This window comes from Citrobacter sp. Cb080 (assembly GCF_030334745.1).
GTDB lineage: Bacteria > Pseudomonadota > Gammaproteobacteria > Enterobacterales > Enterobacteriaceae > Citrobacter > Citrobacter braakii.
In genome coordinates, this window is sequence record NZ_JAOWDG010000062.1 from 68,560 (window position 1) to 88,110 (window position 19,551).

The 19,551-nt window shown below is 51.3% G+C and carries 18 protein-coding genes; 9 read left to right on the forward strand and 9 right to left on the reverse strand.

All coding sequences use genetic code 11. The annotated features are described in order from the left end of the window. Positions 1-3 precede the first annotated feature (3 nt). The gene (locus tag OGV38_RS10825) at positions 4-468 is read right to left on the reverse strand and encodes a YhcH/YjgK/YiaL family protein (RefSeq protein WP_075848038.1); all 465 of its coding nucleotides are present in this window, start codon (positions 466-468) and stop codon (positions 4-6) included. Between the two features lie 11 nt (positions 469-479). Beyond that, complete coding sequence (gene yiaK, locus OGV38_RS10830; protein ID WP_269519161.1) at positions 480-1,478, reverse strand: 3-dehydro-L-gulonate 2-dehydrogenase; 999 nt, start codon at positions 1,476-1,478, stop codon at positions 480-482. A 217-nt stretch (positions 1,479-1,695) separates the two neighbouring features. Here yiaK and yiaJ point away from each other — a divergent pair, with 217 nt between their 5' ends. Beyond that, entirely contained in the window at positions 1,696-2,511 is an 816-nt protein-coding gene (gene yiaJ, locus OGV38_RS10835; RefSeq protein ID WP_016154934.1) for an IclR family transcriptional regulator YiaJ, read from the forward strand. A gap of 117 nt (positions 2,512-2,628) precedes the next feature. Further along, positions 2,629-3,102 carry a 4Fe-4S binding protein gene (locus OGV38_RS10840; protein ID WP_075848042.1) on the forward strand — a complete coding sequence of 158 codons (474 nt, stop codon included), beginning with the start codon at positions 2,629-2,631 and terminating at the stop codon, positions 3,100-3,102. A gap of 34 nt (positions 3,103-3,136) precedes the next feature. Here OGV38_RS10840 and avtA read toward each other — a convergent pair whose 3' ends face one another. Continuing rightward, positions 3,137-4,387 carry a valine--pyruvate transaminase gene (gene avtA, locus OGV38_RS10845; RefSeq protein WP_075848044.1) on the reverse strand — a complete coding sequence of 417 codons (1,251 nt, stop codon included), beginning with the start codon at positions 4,385-4,387 and terminating at the stop codon, positions 3,137-3,139. A 176-nt stretch (positions 4,388-4,563) separates the two neighbouring features. After that, positions 4,564-6,594 carry an alpha-amylase gene (malS, locus tag OGV38_RS10850; protein ID WP_286473293.1) on the reverse strand — a complete coding sequence of 677 codons (2,031 nt, stop codon included), beginning with the start codon at positions 6,592-6,594 and terminating at the stop codon, positions 4,564-4,566. Between the two features lie 316 nt (positions 6,595-6,910). Between malS and OGV38_RS10855 the strand changes: the two genes are divergently transcribed. Then, positions 6,911-7,735 carry a protein bax gene (locus OGV38_RS10855; protein ID WP_286473294.1) on the forward strand — a complete coding sequence of 275 codons (825 nt, stop codon included), beginning with the start codon at positions 6,911-6,913 and terminating at the stop codon, positions 7,733-7,735. 42 nt (positions 7,736-7,777) lie between these two features. Here OGV38_RS10855 and xylR read toward each other — a convergent pair whose 3' ends face one another. The 4 genes from xylR to xylF form a co-directional block, all read right to left on the reverse strand. After that, complete coding sequence (gene xylR, locus OGV38_RS10860) at positions 7,778-8,956, reverse strand: D-xylose utilization transcriptional activator XylR (protein WP_016154929.1); 1,179 nt, start codon at positions 8,954-8,956, stop codon at positions 7,778-7,780. An 80-nt stretch (positions 8,957-9,036) separates the two neighbouring features. Beyond that, positions 9,037-10,218, reverse strand: coding sequence for a xylose ABC transporter permease XylH (xylH, locus tag OGV38_RS10865; protein ID WP_286473295.1), 1,182 nt, complete (start codon positions 10,216-10,218; stop codon positions 9,037-9,039). Further along, positions 10,196-11,737: a xylose ABC transporter ATP-binding protein gene (locus OGV38_RS10870; RefSeq protein ID WP_286473296.1), complete on the reverse strand. Its 1,542-nt coding sequence runs from the start codon at positions 11,735-11,737 to the stop codon at positions 10,196-10,198. The genes xylH and OGV38_RS10870 overlap by 23 nt, the downstream gene beginning before the upstream one ends. Before the next feature lie 109 nt (positions 11,738-11,846). Beyond that, the gene (gene xylF / locus OGV38_RS10875) at positions 11,847-12,839 is read right to left on the reverse strand and encodes a D-xylose ABC transporter substrate-binding protein (RefSeq protein WP_016154926.1); all 993 of its coding nucleotides are present in this window, start codon (positions 12,837-12,839) and stop codon (positions 11,847-11,849) included. A gap of 365 nt (positions 12,840-13,204) precedes the next feature. On the opposite strand from xylF, the gene xylA reads away from it, so the two are divergent. From xylA to yiaA, 4 genes are all read left to right on the forward strand, one after another. Then, positions 13,205-14,527, forward strand: a complete 1,323-nt coding sequence (gene xylA, locus OGV38_RS10880) for a xylose isomerase (protein ID WP_222186611.1) — start codon at positions 13,205-13,207, stop codon at positions 14,525-14,527. Positions 14,528-14,598: 71 nt separating this feature from the next. After that, on the forward strand, positions 14,599-16,053 hold the full coding sequence (gene xylB / locus OGV38_RS10885; RefSeq protein WP_222186612.1) for a xylulokinase: 1,455 nt from the start codon (positions 14,599-14,601) through the stop codon (positions 16,051-16,053). A gap of 166 nt (positions 16,054-16,219) precedes the next feature. Continuing rightward, positions 16,220-16,588, forward strand: a complete 369-nt coding sequence (yiaB, locus tag OGV38_RS10890) for an inner membrane protein YiaB (RefSeq protein WP_047415855.1) — start codon at positions 16,220-16,222, stop codon at positions 16,586-16,588. Beyond that, positions 16,589-17,026 carry an inner membrane protein YiaA gene (yiaA, locus tag OGV38_RS10895; protein WP_286473298.1) on the forward strand — a complete coding sequence of 146 codons (438 nt, stop codon included), beginning with the start codon at positions 16,589-16,591 and terminating at the stop codon, positions 17,024-17,026. 40 nt (positions 17,027-17,066) lie between these two features. Here yiaA and OGV38_RS10900 read toward each other — a convergent pair whose 3' ends face one another. Next, complete coding sequence (locus tag OGV38_RS10900; RefSeq protein ID WP_046275799.1) at positions 17,067-18,062, reverse strand: acyltransferase; 996 nt, start codon at positions 18,060-18,062, stop codon at positions 17,067-17,069. A 173-nt stretch (positions 18,063-18,235) separates the two neighbouring features. On the opposite strand from OGV38_RS10900, the gene OGV38_RS10905 reads away from it, so the two are divergent. Beyond that, positions 18,236-18,544 (forward strand): YsaB family lipoprotein, encoded by a 309-nt coding sequence (locus tag OGV38_RS10905; protein WP_016154920.1) that lies wholly within the window; start codon positions 18,236-18,238, stop codon positions 18,542-18,544. Between the two features lie 95 nt (positions 18,545-18,639). Continuing rightward, positions 18,640-19,551, forward strand: coding sequence for a glycine--tRNA ligase subunit alpha (gene glyQ / locus OGV38_RS10910; protein ID WP_001168551.1), 912 nt, complete (start codon positions 18,640-18,642; stop codon positions 19,549-19,551).

A 19,551-nucleotide genomic window follows, 5' to 3' on the forward strand; every position in this document is an offset into this window, starting at 1 on the left:
TTTTTATAAAACTGAAATAGCGACCTTCACAACTATTTTACGGATCGGCGTGGCGACAGTTTTATGACATGCAGGGCGGTGAACATCCTGCGGGAAAAATATGGCATAACTTCCCGGAATCATTTCAATGAAAGATTCATTTTCGCTGGCGTGATAAAAAATAATATCGCGCTGTTCTAATAACGATTCACTGATTTGGTTATTCCCGGTATCAATGGCGATCCCGATTTTCTCTTCACCCCAGGCCAGAAACTGAATATCCAGATAGCGGCGATGCACCTCAGGACGATTTTCGGCAACGTCACGGGTGGTTAAATCGATAATTTGCGCGAAGATATTTTTACCGTCGATCTCCACCACGCCCGGCTCCAGTTTTTGAAAATCTGTGGTGCGCAGAAAGTCGAGCGCCCTTTCAATCGCAGCGGGCAAACGGCATGGGTTAGGTTGAGCAATATGTCCGAAGATCATGGTGTTGCTCCTTACAGGGCCTGAATTTTTGCCCAGACGCTGTCGTCAACGGTGATACCGTTCCGGCGATTTTCTTCCAGTAGCTTTGTAAACTCGTGGCCCGGCAGACGGACAGACGTGTTTTCATCTGCGCGTTCGGCGGTGATGATGAAATCCATAATCCGCTGTAGCTTGGCATCGCGGGTGGCGCCGTCGATCAGCTTATCAACTTCAATGGCGATAAAAATCTGTGAAACGCCATATTCATCGCTGTTATCCTGGGTGACTTCCGCAACGGAGGAGCCATCAGAAAGCAGGGTGGCAATCATATCCAGCACAATCGACAGACCTGAACCTTTCCAGTAGCCCATTGGCAAAATGCGGCGGTTTTTTTCGATAACACCCGGCTCTTTGGTGAGATTGCCTTCATCATCAAAGCCACCATCTACCGGCAGTTGGCGACCGGCCAGGCGATTCACTTCCAGCATGCCGTAGGAGAACATCGACATCGACATATCAACCATGGTGATTGGTGATGAGGGGATCGCGACGATCAGCGGGTTAGTACCAATGCGGCACTCTTTCGAACCCCACGGTGGCATGACGGCAATCGAGTTAGTCCAGCAGATACCGATGTAACCTTTCTCCGCCGCCTGCCAGCCATAGCTACCGCCGCGCATCCAGTGGTTGGCGTTACGCAGTGCGACCAGGCCAATACCGTGATCGGAGGCCAGCTCAATGGCTCTGTCCATCATCTTTTTCGCCGTCAGGTTGCCGATCGAACGCTGGGCATCCCATTGTTCAATCGCCCCCAGGCTGGTAATGCGTTGCGGTTTGGCCTCAGGAATGATGTCGCCGTTATCCAATTGCTGAATAAAACGAGGAAAACGATTCACACCGTGCGAATAAACGCCGGACTCGGTGGTGCGCGCAAACATTTCGGCACAGGCATCGGCGGTTTCAACGGCAATACCGCGTGCCAGCAGTACCCGCTTGAACGCATCTTTCAACTGCTCAAAAGTGACTTTCATTCCTGTTTCCTTGTTTAAATTTGATCGCTTTTTTATCTCTAAATTTCACTATGCGAAATCTGATTTCAAATATAGCGATCAAATTTTGACAGATCAACGGGGTGGTCTATTTTTTAAAATCATCAAAATCAAATGGTTGTGTTTTTTCGGTTCAGATCGTGAACTGAAACACACTTTGCGCTACCATCAGAGCGCGACGAAAAGGGGAGCGGAAGCGATGGGCACAAAAGAGAGTGAAATGACGCAAGACAAAGAGAGGCCAGCCGGAAGTCAGAGCCTGTTCCGTGGTTTAATGTTGATTGAGATTCTGAGTAACTATCCGAATGGGTGCCCACTGGCCCATCTGTCTGAACTGGCCGGGCTGAACAAAAGTACTGTGCATCGACTCCTGCAAGGGCTGCAGTCCTGCGGATATGTCACGCCTGCACCTGCTGCGGGTAGCTATAGGTTGACCACTAAATTTATCGCCGTGGGTCAGAAGGCACTATCTTCACTGAATATCATCCATGTTGCCGCACCGCACCTCGAAGCGTTGAACATTGCCACGGGTGAAACAATCAACTTCTCAAGCCGTGAAGATGACCACGCGATTCTGATTTATAAGCTGGAACCGACGACGGGCATGCTGCGTACCCGCGCTTATATCGGTCAACATATGCCGCTGTATTGCTCCGCGATGGGTAAAATTTACATGGCGTTTGGACATGCGGATTATGTGGAATCTTATTGGGAGAGCCATCAGGATCTTATTCAGCCGCTGACCCGCAATACCATTACCGGTTTGCCGGCGATGTACGACGAATTGGCGCAGATCCGCGAAAGCAGTATGGCGATGGATCGGGAAGAGAACGAACTGGGCGTTTCCTGTATTGCTGTACCGGTGTTTGATATTCATGGTCGGGTGCCGTACGCGGTGTCAATTTCACTCTCTACTTCGCGACTTAAGCAGATAGGGGAAAAAAATCTACTCAAGCCGCTACGGGAAACCGCGCAGGCGATTTCCAATGAGCTGGGTTTTACCGTTCGCGATTAGGCGGATCGCCATAGTTGTTCAGGCACCTGACAATATTTAACCGTTTCCCCTGTCCGATCAAGGCGTCAGGGGCAACCTCTCTGGCACTCTGTGGTTTTCACGCAGACGGAGGGAGCAATGAACGAGTTTATTATGGCGGATGCGGCAAAATGTATTGGGTGTCGTACCTGCGAAGTTGCTTGCGTCGTCGCGCACCAGCAAAACCAGGACTGCGCGTCGGTCTCTCCTACTGCGTTTACCCCGCGCATCCGCGTGATCAAAGACGACGCCTTTACGACGGCAGTCGCCTGCCATCAATGCGAGGACGCTCCCTGTGCAAATGTCTGCCCGACGCACGCAATTCGTCGTGAACATGGGCATATCTTCGTTGAACAGACGCGTTGTATTGGCTGTAAAAGTTGTATGCTGGCCTGCCCGTTTGGGGCAATGAATGTCGTCGCCCGCTCGTCACGGGTGCAGGCGATAAAGTGCGATTTATGCTGGCACCGTGATGCGGGACCCGCGTGTGTCGAAGCCTGCCCGACCAGCGCGTTGCAGTGTATTGATGCCGTCAGTATTCAGCGCCAGCGCCTGCGTTCACAGCCGCTGTGAAGTGAGCCCGACCCGCTCTGGGGTCGGGTTTGCGTTAGCCTTCCAGCCAGGCGCGTTCGATCTCTTCAGCCAGAATCTTCACTCCAGCTTCGATTTTCTCCGGTTCTGGCACGTAGTTCATCCGCATGCACTGGTGCGTATGCGGCCAGGGTTTATCCAGACCCGGGAAGAAGTAGTCACCGGGAACCATCAGCACGCCGCGCGCTTTCAGACGCTGATACAACAGTTCGGTAGTGATAGGCAAATCTTTGAACCATAACCACAGGAAAATCGCGCCCTCCGGTTTATGAATAAGGCAGCGATCTTCAGATAAATAGCGGCGAATGATCGCAATCGTCTCCTGAACGCGCTGATAATAAAACGGCTTGATCACCGTCTCGGACAGGCGCAGAAGGTCGTTGCGCTTAATCATTTCGCACATGATTGCTGGACCCATTCCGCCAGGCGCGAGACTGATAATGCCGTTCATGTTGGTGATAGCGGTGATGATTTTTTCATTCGCGATAATGATGCCGCAGCGGGAGCCTGGCAGACCCAGCTTGGAAAGGCTCATGCACAGCACAATATTGGGGTTCCACAGCGGGCGCGCTTCGCTAAAGATGATGCCGGGGAACGGTACGCCATAGGCGTTATCAATCACCAGCGGGATCCCATGCTGGTTGGCCAGCCGGTCCAGCTTCATCAGCTCTTCATCGGTGATCACGTTGCCTGTCGGGTTTGTCGGACGTGACACGCAGATCATGCCCGTCTCTTCACCGATGTGCAGGTGTTCAAAATCAACGTGATACTTAAACTGACCTTCTGGTAACAGTTCGATGTTTGGACGCGCGGAGACAAAAAGATCCTCTTCCAGCCCGGAATCGGCATAGCCAATGTATTCCGGAGCTAACGGGAACAACACTTTTTGCGTTGTTCCGTCGGCGCGGCGTCCGGCGAACAGATTGAATAAGTAGAAAAATGCGCTCTGACTGCCATTTGTCAGTGCAATATTTTGTGGCTCGATATCCCAACCCTGCTTCTCACGTAGCAGTTTCGCCAGCTCAGTCAGCAGCTCGGTTTTACCTTGTGGACCATCGTAATTGCAAAGCGCATCAGTGGCTTTGCCGTTTTCCAGCATATCTGCCAGCAGAGACTGAAAGTAATTTTGCATCTCTGGAATTTGCGCCGGATTGCCGCCACCGAGCATGATGGCGCCTGGGGTGCGTAAACCGTCGTTAAGGTCCTCCATCAGGCGTGTGATGCCTGAATGGCGGGTAAATTTGTCGCCAAAAAGTGAGAATGTCATAGCAGGTGGTCTGTCGAACTGAGTAGTAAAGTGGCTAACCATAGCGCTACCCATGGCAGGGTGCAAATCAGGGGTAGCAGGCCGGATTGAGATTTTGTGCTACTGATTTTTATTTGGCTGGTTTTTAATGTTGAGTAAGGCTTCCCGCTGCGTGCACAGCGAGAAGCCTGCCGGGATCAGGGCTGACCGGCCCACACCACCATCACCTTATCGTCGCCATGCTCACGAATAAATCCGTATCCCTGCGTCAGCGGCAGCGTGATTTGTTTACCGGCGCCAATGGCGGGATGTCTGGCCCTGAACTGACTGATTCGCTGCCAGTGGGCGACGCTGGCGGCAGATTTCCCGGTCACATCCTGCCAGTTCATCTCTGAGCGCGTACCCTGTAATGGGTCTGAGCCGGTTGGGCCAAAGGGGCGGGCCGACTCGTCGCCATAAAAGAGTTGAACCGCGCCAGGTGCCAGCAGCAATAGCTCGGCGCCGTTGTCTCCACCTTCGCGGAACAGACGTGTATCGTGCGAGGAGAGATAGCTCAGGACGTTGAAGTTCTGCAATTTATCCGCCATCTGCTGCCAGGTGGGGTCCATATTTGCCAGACAATCGACGGCCTTTGCCGCCTGCTCCTGGTAGTCGAAATTGATCATCGCATCGAAGCCGTGACGGTAATAGTCGCTTTGCATCACACCGTGACCCCAGGCCTCGCCGGTCATCCAGAAGGGGTTATCATCCAGCGCTTTTTCCGGATTGGCTTTCTTCCATTCGACCAGCGCCGCGCTGGCTTGTGTTTTTAGCTGCTGCCAGGCGGGAAGCTCGACGTGTTTAGCGGTGTCGACCCGAAAGCCGTCAATCCTATAATCACGCACCCACTGACTGAGCCAGTGCGTCAGATAATCCCGGGGCGTGTAACCGGCGATGGCTTTGGCGTGCGTATCCGGCTTGTGCTGATAAAAGTTTGGCAGCCCGGAAGGCGTGGTGGATTCGGTTTTCAGATCGGGCAGGAAAGCCAGCGACATCGTCAGGTCGTCAAAGCCAGGATTGTCGTAATCGCCAATATCGGTGCGGATCCAGTTTTTTCCCCACCATTTTTCCCAGCCAGCTTTATCGCTAAAGTTGATGTAATCATTGAAACTGTGCCAGCTTTGCCCGGCGGATGGCTGCCAGTCCGTCCAGCGTTCCCCGAGCGTTTTTTTCAGTTCATCGCCCGATAGGTACAGTGCCCCAAACTGATACTCCTGCATATCCGCCAGCGTGGCGTAGCCGGTATGGTTCATCACCACATCAAACAAGACACGGATGCCGCGCTGGTGTGCGCCATCAACCAGCGCGCGCAGGTCCGCTTCGTTTCCCATATTGGCGTCAAGCGTGGTCCAGTCCTGGGTGTAGTAGCCGTGGTAAGCGTAATGGGGGAAGTCCCCTTTGGCGCCACCGCCGACCCAGCCGTGGATTTGCTCAAACGGCGCACTGATCCACAGGGCGTTGACACCTAACTGTTGCAGGTAGTCGAGTTTGCTGGCGAGCCCGCGCAAATCGCCACCGTGGAACGTGCCAATTTCCTGCATGCCGTCGTTGCGACGCCCATAGCTGTGGTCGTTACTCGGATCGCCATTCACAAAGCGGTCCGTCAGGACGAAATACACCGTGGCGTTATTCCAGTCGAAAGCGGCGGGGGCATCGGTTTCCGCCCGTTCCAGTAGCAACAGCCCGTTACTGGTTGCGGCGGGTTGTAGGGTAATCGACCCGTTTTTTACCGTTGCCGTTTGCTGGCTGTAGAAATCACGCACCACGGCACCTTCCGGGAAGGTCTGGCTCACGTCCAGCGTTAATGGTGAACCGTCCCATTTCGGGCATTGGCGAATCTGGGGGGTGACGGTGTCCTTAGCACTTTTTACCAACAGCATCAGCGTTGGCGTACCGGAGCGGGTATCGATTTCCAGCGTGTAATCGCCGTCTTTGAATAAACGCCACTGTGGCGGCGTGCCTTCACAAGGTTTTAGCGACAGCATCTGGTTGAGTTTTATCGCATCAGCAGGCTGCCAGCACTGTTGGTCAAAATTCAGGGTTAAAGGACGGGTACCCTTCGTCAACGCTGCATGGCTGACGAATTTACCCGTACCTTCCGCTTCGAAGGTGGGAAGTCCTTGAGACGTCCATGATGAGGCGATGGCAATGCCGGGCATTAGCGCCAGCGCAACGGCGGCAAGTTTCATAGTGCTGTCCTTGATGCTGCGATTTTCGCCAGTTTGCCAGCGAAATCAGGCCGGAAACTCCTCCTTTGAGTTGATTCCGCCAGGAGGAGAAGTGAGGGGGAGCGATCGCGCGCAAAAAATGAACTTATTTTGCGATAACCTCCACATTTTCTTCGAATTAATGGCACCCAGAACTGTTAATACGTGACATAGTTTCAGAATTGGACTATTCCTGTGGGTGCTCTTGACGGCTATTTTTGATATGATTTGAGATTCATCTCTCATTTTTGTGAAAAATATAAGGTGTTGGAATGTATAAATCCGACCAGGAGACCTAATGATATTGACTACCATTCGACGATATGGGGCAATGATTCTTATGTTACTCACCGTTGCATTTTCGGGTGAGGTGCTGGCAAAGACACACACGGCGACAACGAGTCACAAGCCCCAGATAACCAAGGCAAGTAATAAACAGGTTAGCAGTAAACAAGAGTATTCTCGCAATAGTGCAAAGAGTAGTTCACTTCCTGATTTGCGAAAATACCCTTCCGGAACACCAAGGAAAAAAGCGTTTCTCCGGACGGTTATGCCTTATATTAGCAGTCAAAATGCTGCCATTACGGCGGACCGTAACTGGTTGATTTCAAAACAGTACCAGAACCGCTGGTCACCGACTGAGCGTACGCGTATGAAAGACATCGCGAAGCGCTACAAGGTGAACTGGTCTGGTAACACGCGTAAAATTCCGTGGAATACGCTGCTTGAGCGTGTAGACATTATCCCGACCAGTATGGTGGCAACCATGGCTGCGGCAGAAAGCGGCTGGGGTACGTCGAAGCTGGCGCGTAGCAACAACAACCTGTTTGGCATGAAATGTGGCAAGGGTCGTTGTAACAATGCTCCGGGTAAGGTGAAAGGCTACTCACAGTTTGAATCAGTGAAAGAGTCGGTGAATGCTTACGTCATTAATTTGAATACGCATCCGGCCTACTCTTCCTTCCGTAAGTCACGTGCGCAGTTGCGTAAAGCCGATCAGGAAGTCACCGCCACCGCGATGATCCATAAGCTGAAGGGTTATTCCACTAAGGGACAGAGTTATAACAACTATCTGTTCGCAATGTATCAGGACAACCAGCGTTTAATCGCCGCGCATATGTAATTTCGAGTGCCGGATGGCGACTTCGCCATCCGGCTATCATCCTTATAGCAACACTTCACTGTTCACATCGCGATACTCTTTTGGCGTCGTGTCGTACTCTTTCTTGAATACCGAATAGAAATACTGCAGAGACGGATAGCCGCACATCTGTGAAATTTCGTTGATTGAAAGCGTGGTAGAAATCAACAGACTGCGCGCCTTTTCCAGCTTTTCGGCATGAATCACGGCGTGAATGGTCTCTCCGACCTCTTCTTTAAAGCGTTTCTCCAGATTCGAACGTGAAATCCCTACTGAGTCCAACACTTGATCAACCTTGATACCTTTGCAGGCATGGTTGCGAATGTAATGCATCGCCTGAATAACGGCAGGATCGGTAAGTGAACGATAATCTGTAGACTGACGCGCAACAACGCGTACAGGAGGAACCAGAATGCGCTGTAAGGGTATCTCTTCGTGAGCCAGCAGGCGGTGGAGTAGTTTGGCTGCCTGATACCCCATTTGTCTGGCCCCCTGAGCGACGGAGGACAAGGCGACTCGTGACAGGTAACGGGTCAGCTCTTCGTTATCGATACCAATGACGCACAGTTTTTCCGGTACCGGAATATGCAGATGTTCACAGGCCTGCAGAACGTGCCGCGCACGTGCGTCGGTGACGGCGATAATCCCGGTTTGTGGAGGTAAGGTTTGCAGCCAGTCCGCCAGCCTATTTTGCGCGTGCTGCCAGTTCTCCGGCGCGGTTTCCAGCCCCTGATAGACGACGCCGCGGTACTTCTCTTTGGCAACCAACTGGCAAAACGCATATTCACGTTCTGCGGCCCAGCGTTTACCGCTTGAAGCCGGAAGACCATAAAATGCAAACCGGTTAATCCCTTTCTCTTTCAGATGCAGGAAGGCGCTTTCTACCAGCGCGTGGTTGTCGGTGGCAATGTAATGTACTGGTGGATAATCTTGCTGCAGATGGTAGGAACCCCCAACGCCAATGATCGGAACATCCACATCGACAAGTAATTGCGCAATATCATCATCGTCATAATCGGCAATAACGCCGTCGCCTAACCACTCTTTAATGTTATCAATGCGAGCACGAAAATCTTCTTCTATGAAGATATCCCACTCCGATTGCGACGCTTGCAGATACTCGCCAACCCCTTCAACCACCTGACGGTCGTAGGCTTTATTGGCATTAAATAACAACGTAATACGATGACGTTTATAAAACATGGTTCTTTTCCCGCTGAATCATGTAGATAAGACAATGCCGGTTGCATTAACCGGCATTGAGATACACCCACTTCTTAAATTCAGGAACGACGTTTGGTTGCTGAGTCCATCCATACCGCCAACAACAATATCGCCCCTTTCACTATGTATTGCCAGAAGGTGGGGACGTCCATCATACTCATTCCATTATCGAGAGAAGCCATAATGAATGCGCCCATGACGGCGCCGGCAACACTCCCGACCCCTCCCGCCAGGCTGGTTCCCCCGATAACACATGCGGCAATGGCATCCAGTTCTGCAATGTTCCCTGCGGAAGGGGAACCTGCGCCAAGCCGGGAGCTAAGAATGAGCCCGGCAATGGCGACCATCAAACCATTAATAGCGAAGACGGCAAGTTTGGTGCGTTCAACGTTGATACCTGAAAGGCGGGCGGCTTCCAGGTTCCCGCCAATGGCGTAAATTCTCCGACCGAATGCCGTGCGCGTGGCCATAAACATCCCACCGAGCAGCAGCAGCGTCAGCAGCAGGACGGGCGTTGGAACACCACGATAATCGTTTAATAGCCAGATTGCCCCTAAGACGACAATGGCTGTGAATGCCTGGCGACCCACAGCCGACGTTGATGCGGGAGTGGCAAGGCCTAACGCCTGGCGACGCATACGGCCTCGCCATTGCCAGCCAACAAACGCCATTAAGCCGAGAGCACCGATGACAAAGCCTGTGCCATCAGACAAGTAGCTCTGACCAATCTGAGACATTGCTGCGCTGGTGGGGGATACGGTGGTGCCGTTGGTGATGCCAATCAGAATACCGCGGAAAGCCAGCATTCCCGCAAGGGTGACGATAAACGACGGAACCTTGCGGTAAGCAACCCACCATCCATTCCATGCCCCGAGGAGCAATCCCAGAGTCAAGGTTACGATCACCGTCAGCGGTAAAGGCCAGCCTAGCCAAACATCACAGATCGCCGCTACGCCGCCCAATAATCCCATCATGGAACCGACAGAGAGATCGATTTCAGCGGAAATGATCACAAACACCATACCCACGGCAAGAATACCGGTAATCGCAGTCTGTCGAAGCAGGTTCGAGACATTACGTGCGCTCAGGTATGCGCCATCAGTGGTCCACGTGAAAAACAGTATAATCACGATAATCGCCGCAATCATGACGAAGACTTGCAAGTTAAGCGATTTTATTGCTGGGAAACCACCTGTGATAGAGGGAGAAAGTTTCGCTTCAGACGGATTGTTTTTCGACATGATGTTCGCTCCTTAATGCGGCTTCCATCACCTGCTCCTGAGTCAGGTTATGATTTACCAGGTTAGCTTTCAGTTTTCCTTCATGCATCACGAGGATGCGATCGCTTAGTCCGAGCACTTCAGGTAATTCAGAGGAGATGACAATCACGGCAATGCCTTCCTGGACGAGCTGGTTGATGAGTTTGTAGATTTCATATTTGGCGCCGATATCAATACCCCTGGTGGGTTCATCAAGAATGAGAATCCGGGGATTTAACAGGAGGCAACGTGCGAGAATCGCTTTTTGCTGATTCCCTCCGCTCAGACGCCCGATCGCAAGGTCGGGGGACGATGTTTTTACTTTGAGCTGTTGAAGCGATTCCAGAATGCATTTTTGTTCAGCGGCATCATCAAGATGGCTCATGCCCCCGGTAAATTTATCGAGTGCAGCCAGCGTGATATTTTTCCCCACAGCCATCACCGGAACAATGCCATCTTTTTTTCTGTCTTCAGGCACCATGGCGATGCCATGAGCAATAGCTTGCTGGCAGTTATGGATATGCACCTGAGTGCCTTCAATAAAAATCTTTCCCTCCCAACGACCAGACCAGACGCCAAACAGACACTGTACGGCTTCGGTACGTCCTGCACCGACGAGTCCGGCAATGCCGAGAATTTCGCCCTGCTTGAGTGAGAAAGAAATGTCGTTGACGCGTTTTATATGGCGATTGACGGGATGCCAGGCTGTCAGATTCTCAACCCGTAAAATATCTTCTCCCGTGATATGAGGCTCGCTGGGGTAAAGTGCGGTGAGCTCACGACCAACCATCATGGTGATAATATCGTCTTCAGTCATGTTGGTCGCATCGCGTGTGCCGATGTGTTTACCGTCGCGAATAACGCAAATGGTATTCGAGATGGCCTTAACTTCATTCAATTTGTGTGAAATATAAATGCAGGCGATATCATGCTGTTGTAGGTCACGTATAATATTCAGCAGTATTGCAGTTTCCTGCTCGGTGAGGGAGGCCGTTGGTTCATCCAGAATAAGTAAGCGGACCTGCTTATTCAGCGCTTTTGCAATTTCTACCAGCTGTTGTTGCCCTAATCCTAAATCGCCCACGCGCGTATCTGGCGAAATAGACAAACTGACTTGATCGAGTAATTTTTGACAGCGTAACGTCATCATCTCGTAATCAAAAACGCCGTTACGGGTCATTTCGTTACCGAGGAAAATATTTTCCAGTATTGTTAACTCTTTCACCAGGGCTAATTCCTGGTGGATGATCGCAATACCCTTACGTTCGGTATCACGAATATGGCTGGCACGGATGGCTTCGCCAGCAAAAATGATCTCGCCTTCGTAGGTTCCATGCGGGTAAATTCCGCACAGAACTTTCATTAGCGTCGATTTACCCGAACCATTTTCACCGCATAATGAAATGATTTCGCCAGCATTGATCCTAAGGCTAACGTTATCAACCGCCTTCACTACGCCGAATGTCTTGGTAATGTTTTTCATTTCAAGAAGATATGGCATAACTGCTCCACATAAGCCAATAAGAGAACCCTGCGTGGACATTCACGTATATCCGTGGCGAATTTGACACCACGTTTTATTGCCCTCTGATTTGCAGAGGGCACATGGCTTACAGATCGCTTTTCTTGTGGAATCCGTCTTTAATGACGGTCTCGTTAATATTATCTTTGTTAACATCAATAGGTGTGAGTAGTCGGGAAGGGACATCTTTCAGGCCATTATTCAGCGAAGTATCTGCTTTAGGCTGTTGATCATTTCCCAGTTCGACGGCGATTTCCGCAGCGGTATTTGCGAGCAATGTAATAGGTTTATAAACCGTCATGGTTTGAGTCCCGGCGACAATGCGCTTGATGCCTGCAAGGTCTGCATCTTGTCCGGAAATAGCGACTTTTCCTGATAATCCTTGCGCACTCAGCGCCTGAATCGCACCGCCAGCTGTGGCGTCATTTGAGGCAACTACTGCGTCAATTTTGTTATTGTTGGCGGTTAGCGCATTTTCCATAATCTTCAACGCATTCTCCGGTAACCAGCCGTCAACCCATTGATCGCCCACCACCTTAATTTTTCCGCTGTCGATATACGGTTTTAATACTTTCATTTGTCCAGCGCGGAACAGCTTCGCGTTGTTATCAACGGGTGAGCCCCCCATCAGGAAATAATTCCCTTCGGGGACAATATTGACTAATGATTGAGCCTGTAATTCACCTACTTTTTCATTATCGAAAGAGATATAAAAATCGATGTCAGCATCATTGATCATGCGATCGTAAGCCAGCACCTTGATCCCTTCTTGTTTTGCTTCTTTGATAACATTGCTTAATACCTGGCCGTTGTAAGGGATTATCACAAGGACATCCACGCCCCGGTTTATCATGTTTTCAATCTGCGACATTTGGGTTTCTTCATTACCATTCGCCGATTGTACAAATACTTTCGCACCAAGCGATTCAGCTTTGTTGACGAAAATATCGCGATCTTTCTGCCAGCGTTCCAGGCGGAGATCATCAATCGCCATACCGATTTTTACTTCTTTGGCATGACCTGCGACGCTGGTGAGTAAAAGGGATGTGCAAACAGCAAGTAAAATGTTCTTCATCTTCATAATCGTGATGCCTTTTGTAGGGGGGAAACAGCAGTAAAAGTAACAATCACAGCATAAGACGTAGCAGAGTTTTAACAGGTAACGGCGGGAAGGCAATTATAGATTTTTATCTTCCAATTACGTTTTTTGGTTTATTTCTTGATTTATGACCGGGATCGTATTTTAAATGATTCGTTACCTGGGTTGCATTTAAGTTTGATAAGTAACAATTTTTAAATTGGTCAGATTTTATTTTGAGAAGTAGCGCACACTTGTGAATTATCTCAATGGCAGTATGAAATAACATAATTGAGCAATAGGTGGGGAGTGCCCAATATTACGACATTATCCATCACCCGCCGCATTACCTGATTATGGAGTTCATTATGCCAGCCTATTTTGACCAGCTTGAGCGCGTTCGTTATGAAGGCACCAAATCAACTAATCCATTAGCATTTCGTCACTACAACTCTGATGAGTTAGTGTTAGGCAAGCGTATGGAAGATCACCTGCGATTTGCTGCCTGCTACTGGCACACTTTCTGCTGGAATGGTGCAGATATGTTTGGTGTTGGTGCATTTAATCGCCCGTGGCAGCAGCCCGGTGAAGCGCTGGAATTAGCGAAGCGCAAGGCGGACGTGGCGTTCGAGTTTTTCCACAAACTGAACGTGCCCTACTACTGCTTCCATGACGTGGATGTCTCGCCGGAAGGTGCGTCGCTGAAAGAGTACAAAAACAATTTCGCGCAGATGGTTGATGTACTGGCGGCAAAACAGGAGCAGAGCGGCGTGAAGCTGCTGTGGGGAACGGCAAACTGCTTCACCAACCCACGTTACGGCGCGGGCGCGGCCACGAACCCGGATCCAGAAGTGTTCAGCTGGGCCGCCACGCAGGTGGTTACGGCTATGGATGCCACGCATAAATTAGGCGGTGAAAACTACGTTCTGTGGGGCGGTCGTGAAGGCTATGAAACGCTGCTGAATACCGATCTGCGTCAGGAACGTGAGCAAATTGGTCGCTTCATGCAACTGGTCGTGGAACACAAACACAAAACCGGTTTCCAGGGCACTTTGCTTATCGAGCCGAAGCCGCAGGAACCGACCAAGCACCAGTACGATTACGATGCGGCGACCGTATACGGATTCCTCAAGCAGTTCGGTCTGGAAAAAGAGATCAAACTGAATATCGAAGCCAACCACGCCACGCTGGCGGGTCACTCGTTCCATCACGAAATCGCCACCGCTATCGCGCTGGGTCTGTTTGGCTCTGTCGATGCCAACCGTGGGGACGCGCAACTGGGCTGGGATACTGATCAGTTCCCGAACAGCGTAGAAGAGAATGCGTTGGTGATGTACGAAATCCTGAAAGCCGGCGGCTTCACCACCGGTGGCCTGAACTTCGATGCCAAGGTTCGTCGTCAGAGTACCGATAAAAACGATCTGTTCTATGGTCATATTGGTGCGATGGATACCATGGCGCTGTCGCTGAAAATTGCGGCGCGTATGATTGAAGACGGTGGTCTGGATCAGCGCGTGGCTAAACGTTATGCCGGTTGGAATGGTGAGCTGGGCCAGCAAATTCTGAAAGGGCAGATGACGCTGACGGAAATTGCGCAGTACGCTGAACAACACAACCTGGCGCCAGTGCACCAAAGCGGTCATCAGGAATTGCTGGAAAATCTGGTGAACCATTATTTGTTCGACAAATAACGGGTCTCTGAGAATGTCCGTAAGCCCGGTCAGCTCGCGCTACCGGGCCTTTCTTTAAGGAACGATGCCCTATGTATATCGGGATAGATCTTGGCACATCAGGCGTAAAGGCCATTCTGCTCAACGAGCAGGGCGATGTGGTCGCTTCGCAAACAGAGAAACTCACCGTCTCGCGCCCGCACCCGTTATGGTCAGAACAAGACCCAGAGCAGTGGTGGCTGGCAACGGATCGCGCTGTGAAAGCCCTGGGTCGGCAGCATTCACTTCGCGAGGTGAAAGCGTTGGGGATTGCCGGACAGATGCACGGCGCGACGCTACTGGATGAACAACAGAAGGTATTGCGCCCGGCTATCCTGTGGAACGATGGTCGCTGCGCCGAAGAGTGCGTCATGCTGGAGAGCCTGGTTCCGCAGTCTCGTGCCATCACCGGCAACCTGATGATGCCTGGCTTTACCGCGCCAAAGCTGCTGTGGCTACAGCGCCACGAACCGGAGATTTTTAGCCGGGTTGATAAAGTCCTGCTGCCGAAAGATTACCTGCGCCTGCGTATGACCGGCGATTTCGCCAGCGATATGTCTGATGCGGCTGGTACCTTGTGGCTGGATGTTGCGAAGCGTGACTGGAGTGATGTCATGCTGGAAGCCTGTAAGCTGACTCGTGCGCATATGCCTGCGCTCTATGAAGGCAGTGAGATTACCGGAACATTGTTGCCAGCAGTCGCCAGGGCCTGGGGAATGCAGGAGGTTGCGGTGGTCGCCGGAGGTGGGGATAACGCAGCGGGGGCGGTTGGCGTGGGCATGATGAATGCCGGTCAGGCGATGCTATCGCTGGGTACTTCCGGGGTCTATTTTGCGGTCAGCGACGGCTTTCTCAGCAAACCGGAAAGCGCGGTCCATAGCTTTTGCCATGCATTGCCTGAACGATGGCACCTGATGTCCGTGATGTTAAGTGCGGCATCCTGCCTGGACTGGGCGGCAAAATTAACCGGACTGGCGAGCGTTCCTGCGTTGATTGCCGCAGCGCAACAGGCGGATGAACACGCTGAGCCGGTCTGGTTTTTACCCTATCTGTCCGGTGAACGTACGCCGCACAACAACCCGCAGGCGAAGGGCGTATTTTTCGGTCTGACGCATCAGCATGGTCCGGCGGAGCTGGCACAGGCGGTGCTGGAAGGCGTTGGTTTTGCATTGGCTGAGGGTATGGACGTGGTACACGCCTGCGGCGTGCAGCCCTCCAGCATTACGCTGATTGGCGGCGGGGCGCGCAGCGAATACTGGCGTCAGATGCTGTCTGACATCAGCGGATTGCAGTTGGATTACCGTACCGGCGGCGATGTTGGTCCTGCTCTCGGTGCGGCGCGTCTGGCGCAGATTGCCATTAATCCGCAGCAGCCATTATCAGACCTTCTACCTCAGCTTACGCTGGAGCAGGCGCATTATCCTGATGCCGAGCGCCATGCCCTTTACCAACAGCGTCGGGAAACCTTCCGCCGAATCTATCAGCAATTACAACCGCTGATGTCCTGACCCTAAATCCCCTCTGATAAACAGAGGGGATTTATCAAATATATATTTCAATCTAATTAATAATTAGCGCGCATGAATTTATTCTGAAAGTCCGGCGTAGTGACCTTTTCTGTGTTGTCTTTAGCGGGTTATTCATATTGTATCCATGATGGATAAGGAGGTCCCAATGAAGACAACAAGGCTGTTGCCATGGATATTATTCTTCTCTGGTGCATTGATTTACGTTATTGGCTTATGGCGGGCATGCCCGTTATTGAGTAGCAAAGGCTATTTTTTTGCCGTGCTGATGACGGGAATGTTTGTGACGTACGTTTATCAGCGTGCAGAAAATCTCAATCAGAACGATGAACACTTCGCCTCTGTATGTCAGATGGTGGCGCTCATCACGGTAGGGGTGCTGTTGGTGGGCGTATTGAATGTCCCATTATCACCCCTCGAAAAGGGGCTGTTCCCGCTGGCATTCATCGTATGTTTACTGGGGCAAGTTTTACTCATGCGTTCAGCAGAATATTTATCTAAAGGACCGGAACTCTAAATGGAAAACAGGACATCAACTTATTCACCGGCATTTAGTATTGTGTCATGGGTCGCGCTTCTCGGCGGCATTGTGGTTTATCTGCTGGGATTGTGGAATGCCGATATGCAGTTGAACGAAAAGGGGTATTACTTTGCTGTTTTGGTGCTTGGTTTGTTTTCTGCTGCGTCGTATCAAAAGACGGTACGGGATAAATATGAGGGGATCCCGACTACGCCGATTTACTACATAACCTGTCTTGCCGCGTTTATTATTGCGGTTGCATTGTTGGTTATCGGTTTGTGGAATGCCCCGCTGCTGCTAAACGAGAAAGGGTTTTACGGCCTGGCCTTCTTTTTAAGCCTGTTTGGTACCGTTGCGGTGCAGAAAAATATCCGTGATAGTGACTTTGAGCATCCAAAAGAAACGCTGGCAGTCGCAGACGATTTTACGGAGTGATCGTATGCCCTCGATGGTTACCGATCGAGGGCTTTTATTGTTAGCTCACCAGTCTGCGCGTATCGATGCGCTGCAACAATACAGACAACAGTAAACTTCCCGCTAGCGTGGCGCTAAAAATCCATAACATATCCAGCGGCGGCCAGTTTTTGAGTTCTACACCGTTGGTGCGTAGCGCGTGAATGATCAGCGCATGAAAGCCATAAATGCCCAGGGAGTGGCGGGAAATAAGGCCCAGTACCGGCAGAGTGCGCGTACTGAGCGTATTTTTGACCAGCGTCAGGAGGGAGGCAGCACAAATAAACACCGCCGGGCCGCAATAGAGATACCAAGTATCGGCAAAATTGCCTCGCCAACGCAGTTCATGCAACGTGCCTCGAGAAATAATAAACACTGCGGTGATAAACAACGCCGCACAGAGCCAGGTAAGCGCGCGCTTGTGCGTATCCATCATACCAATCGCTCGGCCTAGCATACCGTACACAATGTAGTAGAAGGTGTCGCCACTGATGTACAGGTTGATGGGAAGCCACTCAAAACCGCCAATTTTTTGTGAGACGGTATTGGGATTGGCAATCACCCCAATAACCACCATAAGCGCCAGCAGCATCTTGCCGCTGATATTTTTTACCTGTATCAGCGGGGAAACCAGGTAGATTACGGCGATCGCGAAGAAAAACCACAGGTGATAGAACACCGGCTTTTGCAGCAGGTTTTTCAGCGACAGCTCAGCGTTGATCGAGGTAAACAGCAGGATGTAGGCCAGCGCCACGCTGCTGTAAAACAGGATGCAGAGCGCAATGCGCATGAAATGGCGCGGTTTGGCGCTGCGCTCGCCAAAAAACAGATAGCCCGAAATCATAAAGAACAACGGGACGCTGACGCGAGAAGCTGAATTGAGCACATTGGCCAGATCCCAATTCAATGGGCTGACGCTTTGCGCATTGGTGATGTACCAGGTCGTGGTGTGGATCATCACAACCATGAGACAGGCTATCCCGCGCAGGTTATCAATCCAGAATATTTTGGGCTGCATCAGTTCCTCTGTATCCATTAAAAAAAGTCTGACCGAAAATTTGCGAGCGTAGCTCACTGGAAAAATCCGAGTTCTTACGCTAAAGCTTGAGATGGTCTGATGAGATTCTCAAAATAGCATCCGTTTCCAGACACTTAATAATAAGACTGACCAGCAAACCAGGCGGTAATAAAATGATGATGAAGTATTTCTTTTCCGCGATCGTTACCCTTTTACTGGTTGCGTGCGCCGACACCCAGCCGCCTGCACCCGCGCAGAAGGCGCAAAAGATCAAAGTCAGTGCAACACGTTCGCTGGATATGGAGTCACTATGTAAAAATGAGGCGGCACAAATCTACAACACTGGAGTGCAGAAAATTGATATCTCCGGTCTGGAACAATTCCAGGGCAGCTATGAGATGCGTGGTTCTACCTTCCGTAAAGAGAGTTTTGTATGCTCTTTTGATGCAGACGGGCAGTTTTTACACCTTTCCATGCGCTAAGTTCCCCCTTTTTCCCGTTTCGTACTGTATATCTTGCAGCCAGCGGGTATACTGACCGCTTCCTTTAAATCCACACGTATCCAGCACGAAATAATATGCAAAAGTTTGATACCAGGACCTTCCAGGGCTTGATCCTGACCTTACAGGATTACTGGGCTCGCCAGGGCTGCACCATCGTTCAACCATTGGACATGGAAGTCGGCGCGGGGACATCTCACCCAATGACCTGCCTGCGGGCGCTGGGGCCGGAACCGATGGCGACTGCTTATGTGCAGCCTTCTCGTCGTCCGACCGACGGCCGCTATGGCGAAAACCCGAACCGCTTACAGCACTACTATCAGTTCCAGGTAGTGATTAAGCCGTCTCCGGACAACATTCAGGAGCTGTACCTGGGTTCTCTGAAAGAGCTGGGTATGGACCCGACCATTCACGATATCCGTTTCGTGGAAGATAACTGGGAAAACCCAACGCTGGGTGCCTGGGGTCTGGGTTGGGAAGTGTGGCTGAACGGCATGGAAGTCACGCAGTTCACCTACTTCCAGCAGGTTGGTGGTCTGGAATGTAAACCAGTGACCGGGGAAATTACCTACGGTCTGGAACGTCTGGCCATGTACATTCAGGGCGTAGACAGCGTTTACGACCTGGTCTGGAGCGACGGCCCGCTGGGTAAAACCACTTACGGCGACGTGTTCCATCAGAACGAAGTGGAGCAATCCACCTACAACTTCGAATACGCCGACGTGGACTTCCTGTTCACCTGCTTCGAGCAGTACGAGAAAGAAGCGCAGCAGCTGCTGGCGCTGGAAAATCCGCTGCCGCTGCCTGCGTATGAACGTATTCTGAAAGCCGCCCATAGCTTCAACCTGCTGGATGCGCGTAAAGCCATCTCCGTCACCGAGCGTCAGCGCTATATCCTGCGTATTCGCACCCTGACCAAAGCAGTGGCAGAAGCTTACTACGCTTCCCGTGAAGCCCTTGGCTTCCCGATGTGCAACAAAGACAAATAA